This window comes from Streptomyces sp. NPDC043853, from assembly GCF_056436025.1.
In genome coordinates this window covers 1790-27120 of sequence record NZ_JBWKDJ010000025.1, presented here as the reverse complement: position 1 = coordinate 27120, position 25331 = coordinate 1790, and the positions used below count along the sequence as shown (strand labels likewise).

The window sequence follows — 25331 nt, the reverse complement described above, 5'->3', positions numbered from 1 at the left end:
TGCACAACCTCGCCCTCGCCGGATAGGCAAGCGGGCCGCACGGCGGTTCACCATGCCCGAGGCGACAAGAAGATCACTTACGGGACAGCCCTTAGGCGATCAATCCGTTGTTTGGCGCAGGATCAGGCAGAGGAAGCCGAAGCTGTCCCGGTATCCGTGCAGCCACTGCGAACGCTGGGCGGTGGCCGTCTCCAGTACCTGCGCGGCGGCTGGATCGGCGGGGTGGTCCAGGGCCCATGAGGCGAGCGAGCCCCAGCAGGCCCACTCGTAGGCGTCCAGCTCACTGCGGGTGCTGACATGGCCGTGGACGGGGGTCCATCCATCGGCGACGACGCGGTCCACCGTGGTCGCCAGGTCGGCGAGGTCACCGAACATCTCGACGGCCTCCGGTGAAGGGGTGCGGTCCCAGAACGACTCACCGATCAGGACGCGGCCGCCGGGGGCCAGGTGTTCGCGGGCCGCCGCGAGGGTGGGGAGGAGACCGCCGAAGGCATGTGTGGCGCCGACGCTGATCACCAGGTCGAAGGGCTGTGCAGAGACGAAGTCCGCAGCTTCCTGGTGGTGGAGGACCAGGCGCTCGTCGACCCCGCGTCTGCTCGCTGCCTGGCGGGCCTGCGTCAGGGCGACTTCCGAGACATCGACGCCTTCGGCGTGCAGGTGCGGGCGCGTCGCCAGGGCGCGCAGGAGCCATTCCGCTGTGCCGCATCCGAGGTCGAGCACGCGCTCGTCGCCCCGCGGGAGGCCGCGTTCGAGAAGCCGGCTGACCGAGTCGTCGTCGAGCGGGGACTTTATCGGGTGGTCGGCATGCGCGATGCCGGAGATCTGTTCGCGGCTCACCGGCGCAGCGTGGGCCGTGTCGAGGAGCAGCTTCGCGGCCACTGCCGTCCCGTCGGCGCGGATCGTGCCGGCGACGGCCTTCGCCCGTACTTCCGTCTCCGGGGTCAGGGCCGTCGTGAGTGCGGCTGACAGGGACTCGAAGGTCGGGGTCGGGCCGTCGTGTGCCGCGCCGATGCCCAGGTCGGCCACGCGGGCGGCCCAGTGCGGCTGGTCCACGAACTGGGGTACCACTACCTGGGGTGCGCCGGCTCGGGCTGCCGTGGTCGTGGTGCCTGCGCCGCCGTGGTGGACGACGGCCGCGACGCGGCCGAACAGTGCCTGGTGGTTGACGTCGCCGACGGCGAAGCAGTCGTCCGTGTCGTCGATCGGTCCCAGCTCGGCCCAACCGCGGGAGACGAGCACGCGGCGGCCCTGCGCGCGGACCGCCTCGACGGTGGTCCGGGCGATGTCGGAGGCCGTGCCCATGGGCATGCTGCCGAAGCCCACGTACACCGGTGGGGTGCCGGCCTCCAGGAACGCCTCCAGATCTGCGGGCAGGGGGCGTTCGTCGGGCAGGATCCACGCGCCGGTCTGCACGACGTCGAGGTCCGTCAGCTTCTCCCACGGGCCCAGGACCGGGTCCGCCGCCAGCCACGGCCTGTCGGTGAAGACGTGGTCGCGGACGTTGTCAACGGGCGCAAGGCCGATCGCCGCGCGGTGGGTGTTGAGGGGCTGGAGGTACAGGGCGTTGACCTTCTGGGCGTCCAGGTCCCACAGGGCCTGGTTGTCGGTCATGCCGGGCGGGGCCGGCGGGCCGGGCCGTGGCGACGGCCGGTAGTGCTCGGAGGGCATCTCGAACGGGTGGAAACCGGCGTACACGTAGCGGATGCCCAGCTTCTCGGCCACCGAGCGGGCGCCGGCCGGCATCAGACCGCTCGCCACCAGCACGTCACAGTCCTCGGCCGCCTTGCCGACCGTGTCGAAGTGTGCGGCGACCAGCTCGGCCGCGAACGCCGCCGCGTCCGACGGCGGCGCCCCCGTCCGCAGCGCGCGCACGTCCCGCCCGAAAGGCACCAGTTCGGCGCCGACACCGGCCAGCAGTTCCGCGAACTCCTCGTCCGGCGGTGCACACACGCGAACCTCCGCGCCGAGGGTCCTTAGCTCAGCCGCCAGTCCAGCCAGCGGCGCGATGTCGCCGCGTGATCCGTACCCCATCAACAGCACACGCATGTCGTCCTTCTCGTTCCTGTGGGTGCCGGTCTCGGCCGGGGATGGTGTGTGGCAGGGACCCTGTTCTCCGGGTCTTGCCTCGGGCCCCTCGGGCCCGTCTCGACTTCCTCAGCTGACGGTGTCGAGGAGCAGCTTTGCTGCCAGCGTCGCCCCGTCGGTGCGGACCGTGCCGGCCACGGCCTTGGCCCGGCTGCCGGTCCCGGGGTCGAGGGCCGTCTCGAGCGCGGCCGACAAGGACTCGGCGGTCGGAACCGGGCCGTCGTGGGCCACGCCGATGCCTAGCCCGGCCACCCGGGCGGCCCAGTACGGCTGGTCCGCCAGCTGGGGCACCACCACCTGGGGTGCACCGGCCCGGGCGGCGGTGGTCGTGGTGCCCGCGCCGCCGTGGTGTACGACGGCGGCGACCCGGCGGAACAGGGACTGGTGGTTGACCTCGCCGACGGCGAAGCAGTCGTCCCGGTCGTCGATGAGGCCCAGTTCCGCCCAGCCGCTCCCGACGAGGACCCGGCGGCCCTTCGAGCGGACCGCCTCGATGGCCACCCGGGCCGCCTCCTCGCCTCCGCGCACGGCCATGCTGCCGAAGCCCACGTACACGGGCGGTGCCCCGGCCTCCAGGAAGGCCATCAGCTCCGCCGGGAGCGGCCGCTCGTCGGGCAGCACCCACGCGCCGGTCTGTACGACGTCGAGGTCCGGCGTCTCCATCCACGGGTCCAGCACCGGGTCCGTCGCCAGCCACGGCCGGTCGCCGAAGGCGTAGTCGCGGACGTTGTCCACCGGGGGCAGGCCGATCGACGCCCGGCTGGTGTTCAGCGCCTCACCGAACAGCGCGTTGATGCTCTGCGCGTCCAGTTCCCACAGCGCCCGGTTGTCGGTCACCTCCGGTGGGAACGGCCGCCCCGGGTACGCCAGCGGCGGGCGCTGCGGCGAGGGCAGCGTCAGCTGCTGGAAGATCACGGACACGTAGCCGATGCCCAGCTTCTGGGCCACCGACCGCGCCCCGGCGATGGCCGGCATCGCGCCCGTCGCCACCAGCACGTCGCACTCCTCTGCCACCGAGGGGATCACCCTGAACTGACTGGCGATCAATTCGGCTGCGCGCTGCGGCAGATTGGCCTTCGAGGGCGGCGGCGCCGCGGTCGTCAGCGCGCGCGCCGACTGGCCGACGCCCACCACGGACACGCCTATCCCGGCCAGCCGCTCCGCGAAGTCCTTGTCCGGCGGCGCGCACACCCGCACCTCCGCGCCGAGTTCCCGCAACCGCACCGCGAGCCCCACCAGCGGTTCGACGTCCCCACGCGACCCATATGTTGACAAAAGTACACGCACTTCTTGAATCTCCTGTTTCCGTGGTCTGGCGAATCGTGTTGCCTTCACCCTGCACTCAAGCCGGCGAAGACAGCGGGAGCGTTCATCCGTGTCTCTTGGGTCACCGAGCCCAGGGCAGTTCACGAGTGCCCTGGGTGCCGGGACCGGAGGCGACCCCGTCGGCGGGCATCGAGACGTGGGCCTCGGCGACATGGTGACGTGGTCGGCGGAGGGTGTGATCACGACCATGGCGGCGCTCTCGTCGTTGCCGGTCGGCCGGCCGGCCGGCCGGATCGGCGTCGGCGGCGGCCGTCCATTCGACGAGCTGGACGACGACACCGTTCGGGTCGGCATCTGGAACAGCCGCTCGCCCCACGGCTCTTCGCGCAGCGGCATGGTGATGCGGGCGCCCGCCACACGCAGCCGGGCCAGTCGAACGCTCGCGTGCCGACCCGGTCGTCGGCGACGGTCACCGCAGGATCGGGGCCCATGAGTGTGCGGGAGGCCACGTACTGGGTCAGGTCGCGGGCACGTCGAGCTGGAGCTCGCAGGTGCGCCGGTAGGAGCGGAACCCCAGTCGGTGGTTGACCGCCAGCATGTGGACGTTGTCGTCGGCGTTGTCCGTCTCGATCTCGACGACGCCGGGGTACTCGGCGCGCAGCCGGTGCACCATGGCGGCCTTGACCCACAGTCCCAGTTCGTGGCCGCGGTGTTCGGGCACGACCGCAGTGTCGTACTGCTGGACCCGCGGCGGCAGTCCGTGGGGGATCAGGATCTCGGTGTAGCCGGCCATGGTGCCGCTGTCGTGTACGGCGGCGATGGTCAGCAGCGTGTCCCCGCGGTCGGCGACCACCGCGGCCATGGCACGGACGCGGTCCGCGTCCCACGCCACACTGCCGTAGTCCAGGTCACCGACGGGCATGTCGTTCATCGCGTTCTTGGCCGCGGCGAAAGCGGCGGCGAGATCGTCGGGGACGGTTCCGGTCCAGCCGGTCAGCCGGTAGCCGGGGTGCTCGGCATCCGTGATCCGGAGCAGGTCGGTCCGGTCCGTCTCGTCGAGGCGCAGCAGGAGGTGACTCAAGGTCAGTGCCCGGCGGAAGCCCCACCGTTCGCTGAATGCCTCGCCCGGACCGTCGGCCGGGGCCGTGGCGATCAGGCTGCGCCGGTTCTCGGTGCGGCAGGCCGCTACGACCGCTGACAGTAGGAGGGATCCGGTTCCCCGGCGGCGGTGTGCGGGGTCGACGTGGAGTTCCAGTTCTGCGAGGTGCTCCTGGCCCGGGGAGGTGAACACCCGCAGGGCGGCGACTCCGACGGGGACGCCGTCCGCACGCGTGGCCAGCCAGGTCAGCCGGCGGCTGCCCAGAGCGGGCAGGGTGAGCTGGGCGTGGATCTGTCCGGGGTCGGGGGTCGGTACTCCGGGCAGGTCGTGGGCCGTCGAGGCCGAGACGACCTGATGCCACGCGATGGCTTCGGCGGCCGAGACGTGCTGGAGCGGGGTGACGTGTACTGATGTGGGCAAGGTGATGGCCTTCGTGGTCGAGTCGGTCGTAGGTCGGGAACTTGGAGTACTTCTGGTACTTCCGGTGCTTGGGGCGCTTCGGGTACTTCGGGCGCTCGTCCAGTCGGTGTGACGCACGAGCGGCCAGTCGATGTCGACACGGGCAGCCGTGGCGAGGTAGTTGGTGAACACGTTGAGAGCGACATGGGCGATGACCTCGACGATCTGCCCGTCGGACAGCCCGGCGCGCCGGGCCGCGGCCAGCTGCTCGTCGGGAACGGTTCCGCGGTCGCGGACCGTCGCGGCAGCCAGCTCCAGGACGGCGGCGGCCCAGGCGTCGTCGGCCTCGCCCCGGCGGGCGCGGGTGGCCTCGGCTGCGCTCAGCCCGGCCGTCCTGGTCCCGCGGAACGCATGCACGGACAGGCAGTAGTCGGACCCGTTCTCCTGCGCCACCAGCAACGCGATGCTCTCGCGGACGTCAGCCGGCAGGGTTCCCTCCGCGCTCAGGGTGGTGACGACACCCAAGTACCCCTTCAGTACGGCCGGGCTGTTGGCCATCACCCTGGCCAGGTTGGGGATGATCCCCAGGGCCCGGTGCGTGGCGGTGAACAGAGCTGCGGTTTCACCGGTCGCAATCTCCGGTTCAACGGTGTGGAGTGACATGCCGGTAACCATGCAGGTTGATCTTGATGCATTCGCGATGCTTCTTCGATGCACGCACTGGTGACCCCGGGAGTAACGCATGCGGTTCACGATCCTCGGCCCGGTGGAGGCCGTGGCTCCCGGTTCGGATGCGCCCGGCCTGGCACCTCGTCACCGCGCGGTGCTCGCCTACTTGTTGCTGCATGCCGGGGCTGCGATCAGTACGGATCGCCTGATCGACGCGATGTGGGGGCCGCTGCCGCCCGATTCCGCCCGGGCGCAGATCCAGACGACGATCGCCGCGATCCGACGGATGTTGCGAGCTTCAGGGGCCGACGGGATGCTGGCCACGCGACCGGCCGGGTACGTGATCACCCCCGAGCCGGGGCAACTCGATCTGGACGAGTTCACCAGCCTGGTCGCCAGAGCAGCGGCCGTCTCCGACGCCCCGGGGGGCCCGGGGGACACCGCGGCCCAGATACGTGCCGCGCTGGCGCTGTGGCGGGGAGAACCGCTGGCCGACATCACCGCCCATTACGTCCAGAGCGCCAGAACACGTCTGAACGGGCAGCTACTGACCGCCGTCGAGCGCCTGGCCGAGCTGGAGCTGGCCCTGGGGCGGCACGACGACCTGATCGACGAACTGTCCGTCCACGCGGCCGCCAACCCCTTGCGGGAACGGCTCTGCTGCCAGCTGATGCTCGCCCTGCACCGTGCCGGACGCCAGACCGACGCATTGGACGTGGCAAGGACTTTCCGGGCGACCCTGGCCGATCAGCAGGGACTGGACCCTGGCCACGCGTTCAGCAAGCTCGAACAGGACATCCTGCGGGACGCCCCCGATCTGCGGCCACCGGTCACCGCGCCGGCGAAGCCGCAGGGGACCAACTTCCTGCCCTACGACGTCCCGGACTTCACCGGACGCGACGGCGAGCTGGACGGCCTGATCCGCCTGTGGTCGGGCAACAACGGCGGCGTCGTGACGATTTCGGCGATCGACGGGATGGCCGGCGTCGGCAAGACGACGCTCGCGGTCCACGCGGGGCACCGCCTCGCGGGCCACTTCCCGGACGGGCAGCTCTTCATCGACCTGCAGGCGCACACCGCTGGTCAGGCGCCGCTCGACGCCGGCGCCGCGCTCGAGATACTCCTGGGTCAACTCGGCGTGCCCACCCAGCAGATACCCGCTTCGGTCGCCGATCGCGCCGCGCTGTGGCGGTCCGAACTCTCCGTCCGCCGCGTGCTGGCCGTGCTGGACAACGCCCTCGGCGCGGACCAGGTACGCCAGTTGCTGCCCGGATCCTCCCGCGCCCTCATCCTGATCACCAGCCGCCGGCGGCTGACCGACCTGGACGGGGCACATGCCCTGTCCCTGGACGTGCTGCCCGCCGCGGACGCCTTGGAGCTGTTCACGGCTATCGTCGGCGAACGGGCGGCCGCCGAACCCCTGGCCGTCCTCGACGTCCTGCAGCTATGCGGATTCCTGCCACTGGCCGTCCGCATCGCGGCCGCCCGCCTGCACCATCGCCCGCGCTGGACCGTTGCCCACCTGGCCGACCGGCTCCGCGACCAGCGCCGCAGGCTCTCCGAGCTGGCCACCTCGGAGCGAGGAGTGGCCGCTGCGTTCACGCTGTCCTACGAGCAGCTGACTGCGGATCAGCAGCGCATCTTCCGGCTCCTGGGGCTCCAGCCGGGCCGTGACGTCAGCCCCGAGGCGGCGTCCGCGCTGGCCGACCTCCCTCTGGAGGAGGCCGAGACGCTCTTGGAAGACCTCCTGGACGCCCACGTCCTGACCCAGCACCAGCTCGGCCGCTACACATTCCACGACCTGCTGCGCGAACACGCCCTCGCCACCGCGGTCGCCCAGGAATCCCCCGATGCCCAGCGCGAGGCCCTCGGCCGGCTGTTCCACCACTATCTCCACACGGCGTGCGCGGCCATCGACCACCTCTACCCCGAGGGCAAGAACCGCAGGCCACGCATCCCCGAGCCGGACACCCCGGCCTCGCTCCCGCGGGACGAGGCCGAGGCGATCGCCTGGCTGGACAGCGAACGCACGAACCTCATGGCGTCCGCCCAGTACGCGGCCGAGCACGACTGGCTCCCGCACACCTGCCAACTGGCCGCCACCTTGCACCGGTACCTGCTGGGCCACGCCCACCAGGCCGACGCGCTGGCCCTCTGCTGCCTGGCACTGCGAGCCGCCCGCCGGAGCGGCGACAAGGCCGCCGAAGCCCGCACGCTCATCGATCTGGGCCAGGTGCACTTCTGGTGGCACGGCGCCTACGAGCAAGCGGCCGAGCACTACCGACAGGCCCTGGACCTCTCACGCGGGACCGGCGACCAGGGCGTCGCGGCCGCCGCACTGCAGGCCCTCAGCACCGTCTTCAGGCGGCGGGGGGAATACGACCAGGCCCACGACCACTGCGTGCAGTCGCTCGCGCTCTTCCGGGAGCTCGCCGACCGCGGTGGTGAAGCCAGATGCCTGACCGACCTCGGCCTCGTCCTCGCACGCCGAGGACGGTACGAGGAGGCCCACGAGCACCACCGGCAATCGCTGCTCGCGTACCGCGAGACGGGATCCCGCATCGGCGAGACCGTCGTGCTGAACAACATCGGGCTGCTGCACCAACGACAAGGCCGCCACGACGAGGCCCGGCGCCATCACCACCAGGCCCTGGAGCTGAGCCGGAGGTTCGACTTCCCCGGAGACGAGGCCGAGTCGCTCAACGCCCTCGCGGAGGCAGCCCGGTCTCTGGGCGACCTCACCCAGGCCGCGGCCGAACACGACACCGCGCTGGCCCTCGCACGCGAGTTCAGCTACCGCCCCGAGCAGGCCCGCGCCCATGACGGCCTGGCGCACGTCCACCGCGACCTCGGCCGCATCGACCTCGCCCACGACCACGCCCGACAGGCCCTTGACCTCTACACTGCCCTCGCCGTCCCCGAGGCCGACGAGATCCGGACCTTCCTCAGCGGGCTGCCGCCGACCGCGAACGAGCCCAAGCCGCCGGAGGCATCCACCGCCGACCAGCCGTCTTGCACACCATCAACCAGCACCACGATCTGAGGTGTGGTCCGCCGAGCGGGTGGTGCCCTATGGGGCACGCCAGACGTTGTCGAATCCACCCCGCCCGCTTTGTTCCGTCGAGCTGGTGGACGACCGTCAGCGCGAGGCCCTGCTGGTCGAGTGCCGGGCCCGGAAGATGGAGCCGCCGGGCGCGGTCAGTCACCGGGGATTGGGGGGCTCTCATCACGGGCTGGGGCGAAGACGGCCAGTGTCTGCTGGTACCCGGGGGAGCGGCGATTACGCCGGCCCGTCAATGGCCCGGATCATCTCTATGAAGTGGGATCTCGGAGGCAGGTGAACTCTGAAGTCACCCGACTTCGATAGCTGCCCCGAGACCAAGGCGCGGTGCCTGATCGGCCATTTTCCCAGGTCAGACACCATGCTCTTCTCTTAGAAGAATCCGATCTTCTTAGGGGAGTAGCTGGTGAGGATGTTCTTCGTCTGCTGGTAGTGGTCCAGCATCATCTTGTGGGTCTCGCGGCCGATGCCCGACTGCTTGTAGCCGCCGAAGGCGGCGTGTGCTGAGTTTGATGAAAGTCCGTAGGTGTGAAAGGTGGTTGACCAGGCATGATGACGGATGCGGAGTGGCTTGATCGCTGGCTGCAACGGGCCCCGGCCCTTTCAACGGAGACCCTGGAGCGACTCATGGAGCACCTGAGCGAGGATGAAGACGAGTGACCACCGGGTTTGCGCAGCCAGTTCGAGCTTGCGAGGCTCGAAGCCAGCTCAGGGAGAGGCCACGGACGAATCCACTGCGAGTGGCCTAACGAGGGGACTTCCGCGGTGGCCTTTTCTGTCGGCTACGGCCAGTGGTCGTCGCAGAGCCATCCGGCGGGATAGGAGCGCGCGGGCGCTCCGCATGGCTGCACCCCGGCCCCGCACTTGCCCCGGTAGGCGATCGGCAGCGCCCCCGTCACCGCAGGCCCTGTACTCGAGAAGGACTCTGGCGAGCGGGGTGCCGGGATGTGGGGGAGCGGCGCGGTTCTGTCGTCCGGCACGGCCGGCGGCCGAACGCGGCACGTTGGGTCGCCGTCCTCCATAGGGCGCCGGACCTGTCGTTGCCTCGGCATGACGGCGGACGGTTCGCCTGATGTCGCGTCGAGGTACGCAGAGTGATCTGTAGTGGGGGTCCAGAACTCGAACGCCGTCCGCTTCACCTTGACGATCGCTCGTACGTAAAGCCCGGAGGCGGCATCTCGGATGAAGTCGTCGAAGGGACGTTCCGCGGGTCGCGTAGTCGGGTGCCAGCCTCCGCATTTCCCTGTCCGCTTCTTCGGGCACGGCCCCGGAAACCGCTCGTCGCACTTGGCGAGCTCGATGCGGCGGATGCCACCGCGGAAGGGGATGGGGGAGTCCCGCTTCGTGATCAGTTCCAGGGGAACCCGGTCGGTACGCAACCACGGAACCGTCGTGTCCCGTGCCATGTCTTGGCTGTCCGTTTGCCATGCGTCCAGCACGCCAGCCCTTCGGGCTGCCACGTCCCGTGCCTGAATCTCACGCGGGTTGCGCGGGGACAGTTGCGATTCGAACCCGAGGAGTACACCGTCCGCACCACGGATCAGGACGTCGCTGCGGACTGCGCGGTCCTTGCTCGCTCGTTCCTGGACGGCAACGTGCCCGCCGTCCTCTGCGGCCCGGACCGCCCGGTCTTTGTACGCCTTGTGCTCGTCAGACTCTCCACCGCCGTAGTGCCGGTCTTCGGCGTCGCTTCGCATGTGGGCAGCGACGACCTTGCCCAGCCGGCGGTACACCGACATCGGCTCGACGAAGCCCCGCCTTTCGCATACCTCCGCGCACGTGAGGCCGCGGAGCGCTACGGGCAACCGACGGTCGCTGAGTAGTTGTTCGAGCAGGGCTGCGCCGCCGGCCACTCCGAGGTCCGGTTTCGTCAGATCCAGTCGTCGGCCGAACCCTGGGCATGCTGACCTCCGCTCGCCACACGGCCACGATGGACCGCCGCTTCGATCGTGACAGGAGCCACTGACAACCGCAGGTGCTCTGTAGCCACTGCTCTGTCCCCAGATGGCCTTGCGCACGGGTGGGGTTGAGTGCGGTGAGGGCAGGGAGGGCCGCGGGACCGTGTCCCGTCGGTCGAGGTACCTGACAGCCCACCCCGCGGGCAAGAGTGACGATGAGACTGCGACGACGAGCGCTGGGTGTCGGTGGCAGCGGGCAGAATGATGGTCTGCCGCGCTTGCGGGACGGGCCCTGTGTGGGTGGGAGGGGTGCTGTGAGGTTCAGAAGGCGGACGCTCGAGTCGCTGGGAGATCTCATCTGCGGGAATCTCGGTTCATCGGATCCCGCTGACGGTGGGCCGCCGAAGTACTTTCCGTACAGGTCGAGTTCGTACATCACCGAGTTTTTCGGCGAGTTGGACATGGATTGGCAGCACGACGGTTCGACACGGCACCGGTGGGTGGCCGAGGTGCTGGAACAACTGCTGGCTGAGCCGCATGAGGGGCCGGCGCACCCGCCGGAGGCCTTCTGCAAAGTGATCGATCACCTCATGAACCCGGCGGACGCCTTGAACGAAGGCCTAGACAGGCCTAATGCCTTGCGGCAGCTGAACGATGCTTTGATGCGGGAGGGTTTCGAGGCCTTCTACGGAGAGGACAAGCACTGCTACCTGCGGCACGTCGGGACGAACACCGTCTCGGTACTAGCCAAGAACCCGCACCGGCCTCTAAGCGTCGCGGAGATGCAGCGGCGCTCGGCCCTCGCTGCGTTCCTGGAGACGTGTAGCGAGGACGAACTCATCGAGCAAGTGCTCTTGCCGATGTTTCGGCAACTGGGATTCCACCGAATCACGGCGGCTGGCCACCGGGACAAGGCGCTGGAGTACGGCAAGGACATCTGGATGCGCTACACCCTGCCGACCCAGCACTTCCTGTATTTCGGCATCCAAGTGAAACGCGGAAAGCTGGACGCGATGGGCAAGTCCCGCGCGGGAAACGCCAACATCGCCGAAATCCATCAACAGGCACTCATGATGCTCGCCCACGAGATTTTCGACCCCGAGACCAACCGGCGAGTGCTGGTCGACCACGCCTTCATCGTGGCAGGCGGGGAGATCACAAAGGCTGCAAGGAACTGGCTAGCCAATGTCCTGGATGCCTCCAAGCGGAGCCAGATCATCTTCATGGACCGCGACGACATCCTCAATCAATTCGTGGTGACGAGCCTGCCACTCCCGGAGAAGGCGATGCCCGCCGCTCCCACACCGCCCCTGAGCACCGTTCAGCCACCCTTCTAGGCTTCGCCGGGAGAACCCAGTGCCCGCTACCAACACGCAGCCGTACAACACGGCCAGCGTCCTCCTCGTGATCTTCACCTCATACCGGCTGCCGATCGCCTGGGCCACCGCACGCCTCTGGCTCAGGAACCGCAAGACCGAACAGGCCCAGGCCCCCATCACCTATGCGGTTGCTGTGTGGGAAGCCCGCTACGGCACCCCCTTCGGCATTTCCGCCCGCCACCTGCGACGCCATCGATCGCGACTGGTCGAGTCCGCAGCCGTCTACGGAGAGCTGGGGCGAGAACTCCCTGACGGTGCACCCGATGTCATGCATGCCATGCGAGACGATTTCCTCAACGTCCAGACTGGCCTCAGGTCCTTCAAAACGCGAGGGGGGCCGTCGGCGCCTGGTGCTGGCGCCTGATTCCAGGCCTTCGGGAACGTGGAGGCCGCGGTCGAAGGCCTGCAGTCGGCCCGAGTGCGCGAGACCGCCGTCAAGGTGCGGGAGGATGCAGAATCGACGGCATCCTCGGCCACGAACTACTCGCCACCGTCACCGAGACGGCGGCCCCCACCGGATCGGTCTGTCACAGCGGTGCCCACACGCCCTCACCGGTCCTGACCGCCATGGGGTTGAGCGCCGAGCGCGCACTCGGGGCACCACGGCCGTCCCTGGGCCGGTGGACCACGAAGGCTGAGGTCGAGACGGCGGCCACGGCACTCATCGCGGCCGCTGCAGCGCAGTGAACCGGGTTGGCACCATTCGGGGTTTCCGGAGCCACCAGCGCTTGCAGGCAATGCCGGGGAGATGGGGGCCTGGAAGCTGGCCCCCAGCCCGGGTGGCGGCCAAGTCAGGCGTTGACCTGTGCCATGTCCACAGCTGTGCTGCTGCCGCTCAGGGCAGCGAGGTAGCGCTCGGCGTCCAGGGCCGCGGCGCAGCCGGTGCCGGCTGCGGTGATGGCCTGGCGGTAGGTGTGGTCGACGACGTCGCCGGCGGCGAACACGCCGGGGATGTTCGTACGGGTCGACGGGGAGGCGACCTGGATGTAGCCCTCGTCGTCGAGGTCGACCTGTCCGGTGAACAGCCCGGTGCGGGGGTCGTGTCCGATGGCGATGAACAGGCCGGTGACGTCGAGGTCGCGGAGTTTGCCGGTGAAGGTGTCGCGCAGGACGACGCCGGAGAGCATGCCGCCCGTTTCCTTGATCTCGGCAATCTCGCTGTCGAAGGCGAAGGAGATCTTGTCGTCGGTGAAGGCCCGGTTCTGCATGACCTTGGAGGCGCGCAGGGTGGAGCGTCGGTGGACGATGGTGACCGAGCGGGCGAAGCGGGTGAGGAAGGTGGCTTCTTCCATGGCGGTGTCGCCGCCGCCGACCACGATGATGTCCCGGTCGCGGAAGAAGAACCCGTCGCAGGTGGCGCACCAGGACACGCCGCGGCCGGAGAGTTCATCCTCCTTGGGAAGACCGAGCTTGCGGTAGCCGGATCCGGTGGCGATGATCACGGTCTTCGCGCGGTGGACGGTGCCTTCGGAGTCGGTCAGGAGCTTGATGTCGCCGGTGAGGTCGACGGAGACGATGTCGTCGTCGATCATCTCGGCGCCGAACGCTCGGCCTGGGCCCGCATGTTCGCCATGAGGTCCGGGCCGTCGACGCCGTGGGGGAAGCCGGGGAAGTTCTCGACCTCGGTGGTCGTGGTGAGGGAGCCGCCGACGAAGATGGAGCTGCCGAACAGCAGGGGCTTCAGCTGGGCGCGGGCGGTGTAGAGAGCGGCGGTGTATCCGGCGGGGCCGGAGCCGATGATGACGACGTTGCGTATGTCGTCGGCGGGGTTCGTGTCGGTCACCTGGGTCACGCCTTCGCCTTGGCATCGATCTCGGCGATCAGGCCCTCGATGAGGTCCTTGATCTCGTCGCGGATGGGGCGGACGGCCTCGACGCCCTGGCCGGCCGGGTCCTCGAGCTGCCAGTCGAGGTAGGTCTTGCCGGGGAAATACGGGCAGGCGTCGCCGCAGCCCATGGTGATGATGTAGTCCGACGCCTGGGCCGCCTCGGGGGTCAGCACCTTCGGGTTCTGGTCGGAGATGTCGATGCCCAGCTCGGCCATGGCGGCCACCGCGGAGGGGTTGATCTGGTCGCCGGGCATCGAACCGGCGGAGCGGACCTCGACGCGGTCGCCGGCGAGGTGGCGCAGGAAGCCCGCGGCCATCTGGGAGCGGCCGGCATTGTGGATGCAGACGAACAGGACGGAGGCGGCAGGAGCAGAGGACATGGTTCTTCCTTGGGGATCAGGCAACTGCGGGGATGAGCGGAGTCAGGCGCCGAGCTGGGTGAGCAGGTCGGCTATGCGGGTGTCGATGGCGTCGCGGAAGTCGCGGACGACGGCGATCGGAGCGCCTTCGGGGTCGGGGACTGGCCAGTCGAGGTAGCGGCGGCCGGGGACGACGGGGCAGGCGTCGTCGCAGCCCATCGTGATGACGATGTCCGCGGCCTCGACGACCTCGTCGGTCAGGGGCTTGGGGTAGGCGTCGGCCAGGTCCACGCCGGCCTCGGTCAGGGCTTGGACGATGTGCGGCTCGACGTCGGCGGCGGGGTGGGTGCCCGCCGAGGAGACGATCACGTGCTCGCCTGCCCGGTGGGCCAGGAGGGCAGCGGCCATCTGCGAGCGGCCGGAGTTCTGGCTGCACACGAACAGCACCCGTGTCCGGCCGCCGTCCGCTCGGCCCTGGGTGTGGGCGAGGGCGTCCAGACGCTCGGCGGTCAGCCGTTCCGCGAGCACGACCAGGTGCGTACGGATCCGGGCGTGCTCGGCGAGACGGGTGTAGGAGTCGGCGAGCAGGCCGAGGACCGTCTCCGGCGCGAAGCGGCCTGCATAGCGGGAGGCGAGGCGGGCGGCCCCTGCCGCGAGACGGGCGTCCGGCAGGGGCGAGGAAGGCGTGGGCATGGCGTTCCCGTTCAAAGGAGCCAATAAGGTCAGCTCGGACTGGTGTCAGCCCCAGCTGATGTGACAGTATCAGTCCATGATGACGTCAGTCGACACTGATCTGATCCGGGTTCTGGCCGACCCGCTCAGGCTCCAGATCGTGAACCTCCTCGCCAAGGAAACGCTCTGCACTACCCACCTCGTGGAGGAGACGGGCGCGAAGCAGACGAACCTCTCCAACCACATGAAGGTGCTGAGGGAGGCCGGGGTCGTGGAAACGGAGCCGTGCGGGAGGTACATCTACTACCGCCTGCGTCCGGAAGTCATCGAAGCCCTCGCCGGTCAGTTCGGCGACCTCGCCCAGACCGCGCGAGCCACCGCAGAAGCGAACCTCAAGCGGTCCTGCCCCTAGCTTTCCGCGCCTTGCCTCACCTGCCCGAGGAGAACCCGTCTTGACCGCCACCGAGCCCGTCGGCACCGCCCCAGCCGCGGAGTCCGCCATAGCTGCCGACGTGCCCCAGCCCGCACCCGGCGCGACCCCGCCCCGCACCCCCCTGATCGCCCGCGCCGCCGCCGAGCTGGTCGGCTCCGCCGCCCTGGTCGCGGTCGTGGTCGGCTCCGGCATCCAGGCCACCCAGCTCACCGACGACGTGGCGCTGCAGCTGCTGGCGAATTCCACCGCCACGGTCTTCGGGCTCGGCGTCCTCATCGCGCTCCTCGGCCCGGTCTCCGGCGCCCACTTCAACCCTGCCGTGACACTGGCCGAGTGGTGGACTGCCCGCCGCGGCGGCGCCGGCGTCACTGCCCGCGAGGTCGCCGTCTACGTACCGTCCCAGATCGTCGGGGCGATCGTGGGCGCGATCCTGGCGGACGCGATGTTCGGCGAGCCGCTGGTGAAGTGGTCGCAGCATGACCGCTCCGCAGGGAACCTGCTGCTCGGCGAGGTGGTCGCCACCGCCGGCCTGGTCCTGCTGATCTTCGGCCTGGCCAAGACCGACCGGCTCCGGTTCGCGCCCGTCGCGGTCGCCTCCTACATCGGCGCCGCGTACTGGTTCATCTCCTCCACCTCCTTCGCCAACCCGGCCGTCACCATCGGCCGCGCCTTCACCGACACCTTCGCAGGCATTGCCCCTGCCTCCGTGCCAGGCTTCATTGCCATGCAGCTGATCGGCGCCGCCGTCGGCCTCGCCCTTGTTGCGGTCATCTTCATGCGCGGCAAGACCGACCAGGGACAGCCCGCGGCATGACGCAGCACACCGGCGTGGTGGTGATCGGCGGCGGCCAGGCCGGGCTCGCCGCCGGCTACCACCTGCGCCGCTTGGGCATCGAGCACGTCATCCTCGACGCCCAGGCAGCGCCCGGCGGAGCCTGGCAGCACGTCTGGGAGTCCCTGCGCCTGTTCTCGCCGGCGGCGTACTCCTCCCTGCCTGGGAGGCTGATGCCCCTCCAGGAAGGGCAGCTCTACCCCGGCGCTGGGCACGTCGTGGAGTATCTGGCGGACTACGAGAAGCGGTACGAGCTTCCCGTTCAGCGCGGAGTGTGGGTCTCGGCCGTCCATCGCGACGGCGTCTGTCTGCGGGTGGAGACGGACTGCGGTGACTGGCGGGCCCGGGCCGTCATCAGCGCCACAGGCACGTGGACCCGTCCCTTCGTGCCCGCCATCCCCGGCCGCCGTACCTTCACCGGCCGCCAGCTCCACACCGTCCAGTACCGCAGCCCCGCCGAGTTCTCCGGGCAGCGTGTGATCGTGGTGGGCGGCGGGAACTCCGGCGCGCAGATCGCCACCGACCTCACCGGCCACGCCCACATGACCTGGGTGACCCAGCGGCCCCCGCGCTACCTGGCCGACGACATCGACGGCCGCGCCCTCTTCGACCATGCGACCGCCCGCCGCCGAGCCCTCGACGAAGGCCGCACCGACAGCGGCGGCGTCGCCTCCCTCGGCGACATCGTCGCCGTCCCGCCCGTCCGCGCCGCCCGTGACGCCGGAGTCCTCGCCGCGAAGCCGATGTTCACCCGCCTCACCACGACCGGCGTGGAATGGTCGGACGGCACCCGCGCCGAGGCCGATGCGATCATCTGGTGCACCGGGTTCCGCCCGGCGCTGGCCCACTTCGCCGGCCTGCGCCTGCGCGGATTCCGCGGGCACATCGCCACCGACGGCACCCGAGCCGTGGACGACGCCCGCCTGCACCTGCTCGGCTACGGTGACTGGACCGGTCCAGCCTCCGCCACGCTGATCGGCGTGGGCCGGCCCGCCCGTGAAGCAGCGCGCCAGATCGCGGATCTGCTGGCCTGACCGTAACGGCCCGCCATCGCGGTCAGGTGGCAATCACCGTGGCCCTGTCGATCCAGCGGGCCAGGACGCTCAGGGACGCCAGCTGCTCAAGTGCCTCGTGCTCTGGGAGTTCCGGCAGGCCGTCCTCGTGGCTGTTGGGGTTGCGGATCGCGGCGAAGAAGCCCTCCGCGAAGGCTGACGCGCCGCGGTGGATGCTGCGGAAGGTGTCGCTGCCGTCGTCCTCCATCAACCGCAGCCGAGGCTGACCTGGCTTGGGATCGTCCTGGGAGAACGACTGCTGGAACAGCCGGGTCTCGCTCACGTCCTTGCGGCCCAGCTTGTTCTGCGTCTCGGCATTGACCTTCCGGCCGGCAGCCGTGACAGCCTCACGGAAATGGGCGCTCTGCCACAGAGGCCGAGCTCCCTCCCACACCCAGGGATGCATGGCCGCCGCGTTCAGGTTGGGGGCGTCGTCTCCCAGCCGGGCCCGGACCTCGGCGTCGCGTTCAAGGACCATATCGGCCCGCTGCACGGCCTCCCGGTGCTGGCACCAGCGGTTGACCCTGCGGTTTGTCGGGCACCTCCGTGCGCCAGTGCGGCAGGACACGGTCGAGGATCTGCTCGACCACCTGCGCGCTGCCCAGGATCTCCTTCTCCGCCCCGCGGTTCGACAACTGCGCGGTGATCACGGCGACGCCTGGAGGGTCGGGGCGCCGGAAGAGGTCGGTCAGCTCCAGGAAGCGGGCCAGTTCCTCGCGGGCCCACGCGGTGTCGGCAATCGGGATAGCCATGGCCGAATCCTGCACCCCGACGACCCTGCGCCGGAAGCGATGAGCGCGGATCAGCTCACAGGACGACGGGGCTGCGTCGCTCCAGCAGCGTCACATCGCGCCAGGCGCCGCGGTGGCGTCCGACACGCTCACGGGTCCCGATGATCCGAAAGCCTGCCCGCTCGTGGAGGGCGAGGCTGGCGGTGTTCTCGGGGAAGATCCCGGACTGGATCGTCCAGATGCCCGCTGCTTCCGTGGAGGCGATCAGCGCGTCCAGCAGAGCGCGGGCGACGCCTCGGCCGCGGGCGTCCGGGTGGACGTACACGGAGTGCTCCACCACCCCGGCGTAGGCGCACCGGTCTGAGACCGCACTTGCCGCGACCCAGCCCACCACTGCCTTGTCCTCGTCCAGGGCGACGAAGCGGTGCTCGGCCAGCTTCGGTGTGTCGAACGCCGTCCAGCCGGGGGCCGCGGTCTCGAAGGTGGCGTTGCCTTCGTCGATCCCGGCCTGGTAGATCGCCAGGACCTGTTCGGCGTGCTCGGGCAGCATCGGGACTATGCGCACCATGGTCACGCCGCCTTCGAGGCGCCGGCCAGCAGCGCGCCCATGGCGGCGAGCACGGAGGGCTCGACCCGGTAGTACACCCAGGTGCCGCGCCGCTGGGAAGACAGCAGTCCGGCTTCCTTGAGCTTCTTGAGGTGGTGGGAGACCGTCGGCTGGGAGACGCCTACGTCCGAGATGTCGCACACGCATGCCTCTCCGCCCTCGTGCGAGGCGACGGCGGAGAACAGCCGCAGACGCACCGGGTCACCGAGCGCCTTGAACATCTTCGCCGCGACCTCGGCCTCGTCCGCCGACATGGGGCGCTCGTTCAACGGCGGGCAGCACGCAGCGACGGCTTCGGGCTCCAGCAGCGGCAACACCTTCGCATTCGACATACGTCTATGTTGACATACGTCGAACTAATGCGGGAGGGGCCTCACTGTCGGGCGAGGTTGGCGGCCAGGCGGCGGGCCGTGCGTTCGGCGTCACGGCCGCATCCGCGCAGGGAGTTCGAGGACAGGCTGCGCTGCCACTCCAGACCCACGAACGCCAGCCCGGATGCGCGAGGGAGGCGCCGTCGCGGTGCCGGGGCCGCTTCGAAGCATCGAGGGCTCCTTCGAGGTCGGCGAGATAGGGCAGGTGAGGGCGGTAGCCGGTGGCCAGGATGATCGAGTCCACGACCTCCGAGCTCCCGTCCGGCCACGCACCTTGCCGCCGTTCAGGTCGGTGAACATCGGGCGTCGGCCCGGAAGTCCGGCAGTGAGGGCGGCCAGGTAGCGGCCGTCGTCCAGCACTGGCTGGGCTGGCGGGGTACGCAGCAGCCTGCCGAGCGGAGCGGCGTCGAGGCCGGTACGGGTGAGCCAGAAGTGCAGGTCGCGGCCCAGAAGCCGCTGGCGAGCGAACTTCACCGGCGCCCGCGTCGCCAGCGTCGTACGGCTCACGCGGGAGAGCTCGGCGGCGACCTGGACCGCGGAGTTGCCCGCGCCGACCACAACGACTCGCAGCCCGGCGAACTCAGCGGGGTCGCGGTAGTCGGCGACGTGCAGCACCTGCCCGGTGAACGCGTCCCGCCCGGCCAGCGCGGGGTGGTGCGGACGGCCGAAACTTCCGGACGCGGCGACCATCACGCCGGTCGAGATTCGCTCGCCGCACTCCAGGTCGACGCGGAAGCCGGCGGGGTCGGCTTCGACGCGGACAACCCGCCGGCCGGTGCGGACGTCGGCGTCCAGGCGAGCGGCGTAGCGGTCGAGGTAGGCGACGACCTCGTCCCGGTGCGGATACCGCTCCGGATTCCCGCCGAACGCCAGGCCCGGCAGCGAGCTGAACCGAGCCGGGGAAAACAGGGTCAGGCTGTCGTAGTACCGCGGCCACGATCCCACCGCCCGATCCGACGCCTCCAGCACCACCGGCACCACGCCCTGCTTGACCAGCGCGTGCGCGGCGGCAAGGCCCGACTGCCCACCTCCGATGGCGACGGCTTCCACGTGCTCCACGACAACCTCCACAGATTCGATGAATGTCTATGTTGACGCACATCGAAACAGGTGCCATGCTGATCACACAAGCCATCGACAGACATCGAAACAAGCAACGAGGAGCCGACCGTGAACGCGCCTGCCACCACCGACCTGCCCGTCGTCGTGATCGGGGCCGGACCCGCCGGCCTGGCCGCCGCCGCCCATCTGGAAGACCGCGGCCTGGACTTCCTCGTCCTCGAGACCGGCCCGCACGCCGGCGCCGCGACCCGCGACTGGGCCCACGTACGTCTCTTCTCCACCTGGGGCGAGGTCGTCGACCCGGCCGCCGAGAAGCTCCTCGCCCCGACCGGCTGGATCAAGCCCGATGCCGCCTCCTACCCGACCGGCGGGGACTGGGCCGAGCTCTACCTCCAGCCCCTCGCCGACGCCCTCGGTGACCGCGTCCGCTTCGGCGCCCGCGTCACCGGCGTATCCCGCACCGGCCGCGACCGCATCGTCGACGCCGACCGTGATACCCAGCCCTTCGTGCTCCACGTCGAACACGCCGACGGCCGAGAGGAGCGCCTCTTCGCCCGCGCCGTGATCGACGCCTCCGGCACCTGGTCTACCCCGAGCCCGGCAGGCGCCAGCGGCCTGCCCGCCCTGGGCGAGCAGGCCGCCGCCGACCGGATCACCTACCGCGTCCCCGACCTGAAGGACCCGGCCGTCCGGGCCCGGTACGCGGGCAAGCGCACCGCCGTCATCGGCTCCGGCGCCTCCGCCTTCACCGCGCTGGCCTACCTCGCCGACCTCGCCAAGAGCGACGCTGGCTCCGGCACCAAGGCGCTGTGGGTCCTGCGCCGCGCCATCTCCGGCTCCACCTTCGGCGGCGGCGAAGCCGACCAGCTCCCGGCGCGCGGCGCCCTCGGCCTGGCGGCGAAGGCTGCCGTGGACGCCGGGTACGCAGACGCGGTCACCGGTTTCCGCACCGAGGCCATCGAGCGGGACGTCGACGGGCGCCTGGTCCTCGTCGGCGAGGACGGCCGCCGCCTCGATGTGGTCGACGAGGTCATCGTGCTGACCGGCTTCCGCCCCGACCTGACCTTCGTGAACGAGCTGCGCCTCGGTCTCGACGAGCGCCTGCAGGCCCCGGTCGAGCTGGCGCCGCTGATCGACCCGAACCAGCACACCTGCGGCACCGTCTACCCGCACGGCGTCAACGAGCTGTCCCATCCGGAGAAGGACGTCTACCTGGTCGGCATGAAGTCCTACGGCCGCGCCCCGACCTTCCTGGCCATGACCGGTTACGAGCAGGTCCGATCCATCGCAGCCCACCTGGCTGGCGACCAGGAAGCCGCCGAGCGCGTCGAACTCACCCTGCCCGAGACCGGAGTCTGCGGCGGCGCCGGCCTCTTCGACCAGCCCGAGACCGCCGAACAGAACAGCGGCTGCTGCGCGGCCCCGGCCACCCTCACCATCGGCGCACCCGCCACCAGCGGCGGCTGCTGACCAACATGCCGCAGACCAAGGCCAGCGTGGCCGTGACCGGGACGGGGGTCCGGTCACGGCCCGTCGCACGTTGCCGGAGGCCACGAACGAGTCGTGCGTAGCCGGGCGTTCTGGATGCTGGCCGTCACATTCACGCTCTCGGCGTTCGCGATGTACGCCGTAGTCATCGGCCTCGTTCCCCTATTCCTCGAACGCGGTTACACCACCATCCAGGCGGCGTGGGCCTTGGGTCTCGGCGGTGCGGGGCAGACGCTCGGACGCACCCTGTACGCAACCCTCGCCCGCCACCTCGGCGTCACCGCCCGCACCATCAGCCTGATCGCACTCGGCGCCGTCACCACCGCGGCCCTCTCCACCGTGGCTGGCCCCTACGCCGTACTCGTCGCCGTATCCATCCTCGCCGGGGTCATCCGAGGCAACCTCACCCTCCTCCAGGCCACCGCGGTCACCGACCGCTGGGGAACCACGCACTACGGCCGCCTCTCCGGACTCCTCGGAGCGCCATCCCATGCCGCAGCGGCCCTCGCCCCCTTCGCCGGGGCAGTCCTGGCCGGGCCCTTGGGTGGTTACCCAGCGCTGTTCGCGCTGCTCGCCGGACTCTCGATCGCTGCTGCCATCACAGCCCTCGGGGCCCGCACCAAGAAGCTCGAGGGCACACCCCACACAGCAGCGGTGGGGCCAGCCTGAAGCCCCGTCTCGTGGAACCGTGGTTGCCCCGGAATCTCACGCGTGAACTTGTGGGCCCCAGGCCACACTGCTGGTGCTCGTGGCAGCGGTTGCTTGGCCAGGCAGAGGAAGCAACGGAGCACGGCGTCGGTACCGGGAGGGGCCGGGCTGGCCCTGGGGGCCGCTGTACTCAGTAGCGAGGAGCCCGACTTGCCGCTTTAGAAGAACCCGAGCTTCTTCGGTGAGTAGCTGACCAGCAGGTTCTTGGTCCACTGGTAGTGCTCAAGCATCATCTTGTGGGTCTCGCGGCCAATCCCGGACTGCTTGGTCCCACCAAATGCAGCATGGGCGGGGTAGGCGTGGTAGCAGTTCGTCCAGACGCGGCCCGCCTGGATGGCGCGGCCGGCGCGGTACGCCGTGTTGATGTCGCGGGTCCACACGCCCGCGCCCAGGCCGTAGGAGGTGTCATTAGCGATGCGGATCGCGTCCTCGAAGTCCGAGAAGGAAGTGACCGAGACGACCGGGCCGAAGATCTCCTCCTGGAAGACGCGCATGCGGTTGTCGCCCTCGAAGATGGTCGGCTGGACGTAGAAGCCGCCCGCCAGTTCGCCGTCCAGCTCCTGGCGGCCGCCGCCCGTGAGGATCTTGGCGCCCTCCCGCTGGCCGATCTCCAGGTACGAGAGGATCTTCTTCAGCTGGTCCTCGGACGCCTGGGCCCCGATCATCGTGTCCGTGTCCAGCGGGTGGCCCGGCACGATCAGTTCGGTGCGGGCGACCGCCGCGTCCAGGAAGTCGCCGTACCGGCCGCGCTCGATCAGGGCGCGCGACGGACAGGTGCACACCTCCCCCTGGTTGAGCGCGAACATCGTGAAGCCCTCCAGGGCCTTGTCGCGCAGCTCGTCGTCGACCGACCAGATGTCGTCGAAGAAGAGGTTGGGGCTCTTGCCGCCGAGTTCCAGGGTCACCGGCTTCAGGTTCTCCGCCGCGTAGCCCATGATCAGGCGGCCGGTGGAGGTCTCGCCGGTGAAGGCTATCTTCGCCACCCGGGGGCTCGAGGCCAGCGGCTTGCCCGCCTCCTCGCCGAAGCCGTTGACGATGTTCACCACGCCCGGCGGCAGCAGGTCCGCCACCAGGCCGAGCCAGTAGTGGACGGAAGCCGGGGTCTGTTCGGCCGGCTTCAGCACCACCGTGTTGCCCGCGGCCAGTGCGGGCGCCAGCTTCCACACCGCCATCAGGATCGGGAAGTTCCACGGGATGATCGCCCCGATCACGCCGAGCGGCTCGTGGAAGTGGTACGCCACGGTGTCGTCGTCGACCTGGCTGAGCGTGCCCTCCTGGGCCCGCAGCGCACCCGCGAAGTAGCGGAACTGGTCGATGGCCAGGGGCAGGTCCGCCGCCAGGGTCTCCCGTACCGGCTTGCCGTTCTCCCAGGTCTCGGCGACCGCCAGGGCCTCCAGGTGCTGTTCCATCCGGTCCGCGATGCGCAGCAGGATCGTCGACCGCTCGGCGGCCGGGGTGCGGCCCCAGGCCGGTGCGGCGGCGTGCGCGGCGTCCAGGGCGCGCTCCACGTCCTCGGCCGTGCCGCGGGCGACCTCCGTGAACACCTCGCCCGTCACGGGGGAGGGGTTGGCGAACCACCGGCCGCCGTGCGGGTCCACGTACTCGCCGCCGATGAAGTGCCCGTACCGGGGCTCGTACGACATGAGCGCGCCCTCGGTGCCGGGCGCAGCGAAACGGGCCATGAGGTCCTCCCTCGCCGGGCGCGGCCCGCCGTCGGGCCGCGCACCCAGGAGAGGCTAGGGACGGGCCGGTTGCGGATACGTTGCACGGCCCCGCGCCGGTGTCGAGGCCGGTGCCGGTGCCGGTGCCCGCCCCGGCTCCGTGCACCGTGCCGGTACGCCGAGTTCCGCGTCCAGCGCCCGTACGCGGGCCAGTGCGGCGGGCCGCGCCCCCGCAGGCAGGGCCGCAGCCAGGGCCCGCCACGCCTCGGGGTCGTCGGCGCCCCACGGCGTGCACACCCAGTCCGCGAGCAGTCCCGCGTCCCCCCGGGCCAGCAGGGCGGCCCGCGCCTGTTCCTCGATGCGGCGGCGCAGCCGGACGATGCCCGGGGCGCTCGATGCCGGCAGCAGCGGGCCCCGGCAGCGGGCCAGCGCCGCCGATGTCGCCCCGGCCGCCAGCAGCCGCAGCACCGAGGCCGAGTCCGCTTCCATCGGGCCCGCCGTGCGGTACGGGCGGGACCGCAGCACGTCCGGCCCCAGCAGGGCACGCAGCCGCGACAGCTCGGCGCGCAGCGTCACAGGCGAGGCGGACCCCTCCTCGTACAGCGCGACCAGCAGTTCGTCCCCCGACATGCCCTCCGGATGGTGTGCCAGGAGCACCATGATCTCGCTGTGCCTGCGGCCCAGCCGGACGGTCCGGCCGCCGCACCCCAACACCGCCTCGTCCCGGCCGAGTGCGTGCAGCGAGTCGCCGACGGCGGTCGGCTCCAGTAGCGCCAGCTGCGATTCCGCCGCCCGGGCCACCGCCTGCACGAAGGCCAGGGAATGCGGGTGGGCCAGTCCGTCGCCGCCGGTGATGTCCACCGCGCCGAGCAGCCGACCGGTCCGCTGGTCCCGGACGGGGGCCGCCGCACAGGTCCACGGGTGGGCGCTGCGGCTGAAGTGCTCCGGCCCGAACACCTGGACCGGCCCGCCCACGGCGACCGCCGTGCCCGGTGCGTTGGTGCCCATCACGCTCTCCGCCCAGCGCGCCCCGGGGACGAACCCGAGCCCTTCCGCCCGGCGCAGGGTGCCCCGGTCGCCCTCGACCCACATCAGGCTCCCCGCCGCGTCGCACACGGCCAGCAGGTGCCGTTCGTGCGCGGCGAAGGTGCCGACCAGTTCGCGGACCACGGGCATCACCCGGGCCAGCGGATGCTGGTCACGGTAGGAGTGCAGGTCGGCCTCCGGCCGGTCGGCCAGTCCGGTGCACTCCGGGCTGACCCGGGCCTTCGCGCAGCGCCGCCAGGACTTCGCGATCACCGGGCGGACCGGTGCCTCGACCTGTCCCTCCGCGGTGAACGAGGCGTGCGCGCGGCGCAGCACCCGCGACCGCTCCGCGGGGTCCGCGCCGCCCGGCAACGCCACCGACGGATCATGCATCTCCGCCCTCCCCTCGTCCCCTGCGCCGGCCCACCGGCCATGCCCCGCCCTGCCGTGAGCCCCGCCCGTCCCGTTCCCTCCGGTGCCGCGCCCGGACGCTCCTCCCCGGTGCGGCCCATGGCGAAACCGGCCGCCGGGGGCAGCGGGGGGGGAAGGGCGGGTGTGGGGGGGGGGAGGGGGGGGTGGGGGGGTGTTTCCGGAAAACCACCCCGGCCCCCGAAAGCAACCACAAAGCCGCACAGGGAAGAGCGC

20 protein-coding genes and 4 pseudogenes are annotated in these 25331 nt (G+C 70.5%); 8 read left to right on the top strand and 16 right to left on the bottom strand.

What is annotated here, in order from left to right:
* Window positions 1-99: 99 nt before the first annotated feature.
* The 4 genes and pseudogenes from AC067U_RS36780 to AC067U_RS36765 form a co-directional block, all read right to left on the bottom strand.
* Window positions 100-837 (bottom strand): SAM-dependent methyltransferase, encoded by a 738-nt coding sequence (locus tag AC067U_RS36780; protein WP_478834214.1) that lies wholly within the window; start codon window positions 835-837, stop codon window positions 100-102.
* 12 nt (window positions 838-849) lie between these two features.
* A pseudogene (locus tag AC067U_RS36775) lies at window positions 850-2046 on the bottom strand (glycosyltransferase); the annotation flags it as partial.
* A gap of 108 nt (window positions 2047-2154) precedes the next feature.
* Window positions 2155-3372 (bottom strand): glycosyltransferase, encoded by a 1218-nt coding sequence (locus AC067U_RS36770; protein ID WP_478834213.1) that lies wholly within the window; start codon window positions 3370-3372, stop codon window positions 2155-2157.
* A 496-nt stretch (window positions 3373-3868) separates the two neighbouring features.
* Window positions 3869-5512 carry a GNAT family N-acetyltransferase gene (locus tag AC067U_RS36765; protein WP_478834212.1) on the bottom strand — a complete coding sequence of 548 codons (1644 nt, stop codon included), beginning with the start codon at window positions 5510-5512 and terminating at the stop codon, window positions 3869-3871.
* 79 nt (window positions 5513-5591) lie between these two features.
* Here AC067U_RS36765 and AC067U_RS36760 point away from each other — a divergent pair, with 79 nt between their 5' ends.
* Window positions 5592-8561 carry an AfsR/SARP family transcriptional regulator gene (locus tag AC067U_RS36760; protein WP_478834211.1) on the top strand — a complete coding sequence of 990 codons (2970 nt, stop codon included), beginning with the start codon at window positions 5592-5594 and terminating at the stop codon, window positions 8559-8561.
* Window positions 8562-8951: 390 nt separating this feature from the next.
* On the opposite strand, the pseudogene AC067U_RS36755 reads toward AC067U_RS36760, so the two are convergent.
* A pseudogene (locus AC067U_RS36755) lies at window positions 8952-9086 on the bottom strand (aldehyde dehydrogenase family protein); the annotation flags it as partial.
* Window positions 9087-9361: 275 nt separating this feature from the next.
* On the bottom strand, window positions 9362-10318 hold the full coding sequence (locus AC067U_RS36750; RefSeq protein WP_478834210.1) for a competence protein CoiA family protein: 957 nt from the start codon (window positions 10316-10318) through the stop codon (window positions 9362-9364).
* 473 nt (window positions 10319-10791) lie between these two features.
* On the opposite strand from AC067U_RS36750, the gene AC067U_RS36745 reads away from it, so the two are divergent.
* Window positions 10792-11814 carry a hypothetical protein gene (locus tag AC067U_RS36745; RefSeq protein ID WP_478834209.1) on the top strand — a complete coding sequence of 341 codons (1023 nt, stop codon included), beginning with the start codon at window positions 10792-10794 and terminating at the stop codon, window positions 11812-11814.
* 19 nt (window positions 11815-11833) lie between these two features.
* Window positions 11834-12220 (top strand): hypothetical protein, encoded by a 387-nt coding sequence (locus AC067U_RS36740; protein ID WP_478834208.1) that lies wholly within the window; start codon window positions 11834-11836, stop codon window positions 12218-12220.
* A 427-nt stretch (window positions 12221-12647) separates the two neighbouring features.
* Here the strand turns inward: AC067U_RS36740 and trxB are convergent.
* The 3 genes and pseudogenes from trxB to AC067U_RS36725 all read right to left on the bottom strand — a co-directional run bounded on the left by trxB (window position 12648) and on the right by AC067U_RS36725 (window position 14736).
* Window positions 12648-13639 (bottom strand): annotated as a pseudogene (gene trxB / locus AC067U_RS36735) (thioredoxin-disulfide reductase).
* A 5-nt stretch (window positions 13640-13644) separates the two neighbouring features.
* On the bottom strand, window positions 13645-14064 hold the full coding sequence (locus tag AC067U_RS36730; RefSeq protein WP_478834207.1) for an arsenate reductase ArsC: 420 nt from the start codon (window positions 14062-14064) through the stop codon (window positions 13645-13647).
* A gap of 42 nt (window positions 14065-14106) precedes the next feature.
* Entirely contained in the window at window positions 14107-14736 is a 630-nt protein-coding gene (locus AC067U_RS36725; protein WP_478834206.1) for an arsenate-mycothiol transferase ArsC, read from the bottom strand.
* A 76-nt stretch (window positions 14737-14812) separates the two neighbouring features.
* On the opposite strand from AC067U_RS36725, the gene AC067U_RS36720 reads away from it, so the two are divergent.
* The 3 genes from AC067U_RS36720 to AC067U_RS36710 are packed head-to-tail and all read left to right on the top strand — an operon-like array spanning window position 14813 to window position 17014.
* On the top strand, window positions 14813-15127 hold the full coding sequence (locus tag AC067U_RS36720; protein WP_478834205.1) for an ArsR/SmtB family transcription factor: 315 nt from the start codon (window positions 14813-14815) through the stop codon (window positions 15125-15127).
* 40 nt (window positions 15128-15167) lie between these two features.
* Window positions 15168-15962 carry an aquaporin gene (locus AC067U_RS36715; RefSeq protein ID WP_478834204.1) on the top strand — a complete coding sequence of 265 codons (795 nt, stop codon included), beginning with the start codon at window positions 15168-15170 and terminating at the stop codon, window positions 15960-15962.
* Window positions 15959-17014 carry an ArsO family NAD(P)H-dependent flavin-containing monooxygenase gene (locus tag AC067U_RS36710; protein ID WP_478834203.1) on the top strand — a complete coding sequence of 352 codons (1056 nt, stop codon included), beginning with the start codon at window positions 15959-15961 and terminating at the stop codon, window positions 17012-17014. Before AC067U_RS36715 ends, AC067U_RS36710 begins: the two co-directional genes overlap by 4 nt.
* 22 nt (window positions 17015-17036) lie before the next feature.
* Here the strand turns inward: AC067U_RS36710 and AC067U_RS36705 are convergent, their stop codons facing one another.
* The 5 genes from AC067U_RS36705 to AC067U_RS36685 all read right to left on the bottom strand — a co-directional run bounded on the left by AC067U_RS36705 (window position 17037) and on the right by AC067U_RS36685 (window position 19800).
* Complete coding sequence (locus AC067U_RS36705) at window positions 17037-17525, bottom strand: TIGR02391 family protein (RefSeq protein ID WP_478834202.1); 489 nt, start codon at window positions 17523-17525, stop codon at window positions 17037-17039.
* Complete coding sequence (locus AC067U_RS36700; protein ID WP_478834201.1) at window positions 17500-17784, bottom strand: hypothetical protein; 285 nt, start codon at window positions 17782-17784, stop codon at window positions 17500-17502. The genes AC067U_RS36705 and AC067U_RS36700 overlap by 26 nt, the downstream gene beginning before the upstream one ends.
* Before the next feature lie 55 nt (window positions 17785-17839).
* A complete protein-coding gene (locus AC067U_RS36695) occupies window positions 17840-18331 on the bottom strand; it encodes an N-acetyltransferase family protein (protein WP_478834200.1) in 492 nt (163 codons plus the stop codon).
* A 2-nt stretch (window positions 18332-18333) separates the two neighbouring features.
* Window positions 18334-18702 (bottom strand): ArsR/SmtB family transcription factor, encoded by a 369-nt coding sequence (locus tag AC067U_RS36690; RefSeq protein ID WP_478834199.1) that lies wholly within the window; start codon window positions 18700-18702, stop codon window positions 18334-18336.
* Between the two features lie 90 nt (window positions 18703-18792).
* A complete protein-coding gene (locus tag AC067U_RS36685; RefSeq protein WP_478834198.1) occupies window positions 18793-19800 on the bottom strand; it encodes a flavin-containing monooxygenase in 1008 nt (335 codons plus the stop codon).
* Window positions 19801-19911: 111 nt separating this feature from the next.
* Between AC067U_RS36685 and AC067U_RS36680 the strand changes: the two genes are divergently transcribed.
* A complete protein-coding gene (locus AC067U_RS36680) occupies window positions 19912-21273 on the top strand; it encodes an NAD(P)-binding domain-containing protein (RefSeq protein WP_478834197.1) in 1362 nt (453 codons plus the stop codon).
* 87 nt (window positions 21274-21360) lie between these two features.
* A pseudogene (locus AC067U_RS36675) lies at window positions 21361-21960 on the top strand (MFS transporter); the annotation flags it as partial.
* A gap of 197 nt (window positions 21961-22157) precedes the next feature.
* On the opposite strand, the gene exaC reads toward AC067U_RS36675, so the two are convergent.
* Window positions 22158-23681, bottom strand: coding sequence for an acetaldehyde dehydrogenase ExaC (gene exaC / locus AC067U_RS36670; protein WP_478834196.1), 1524 nt, complete (start codon window positions 23679-23681; stop codon window positions 22158-22160).
* Window positions 23682-23735: 54 nt separating this feature from the next.
* Window positions 23736-25079 carry a GAF domain-containing protein gene (locus tag AC067U_RS36665; protein ID WP_478834195.1) on the bottom strand — a complete coding sequence of 448 codons (1344 nt, stop codon included), beginning with the start codon at window positions 25077-25079 and terminating at the stop codon, window positions 23736-23738.
* Window positions 25080-25331: the final 252 nt, after the last annotated feature.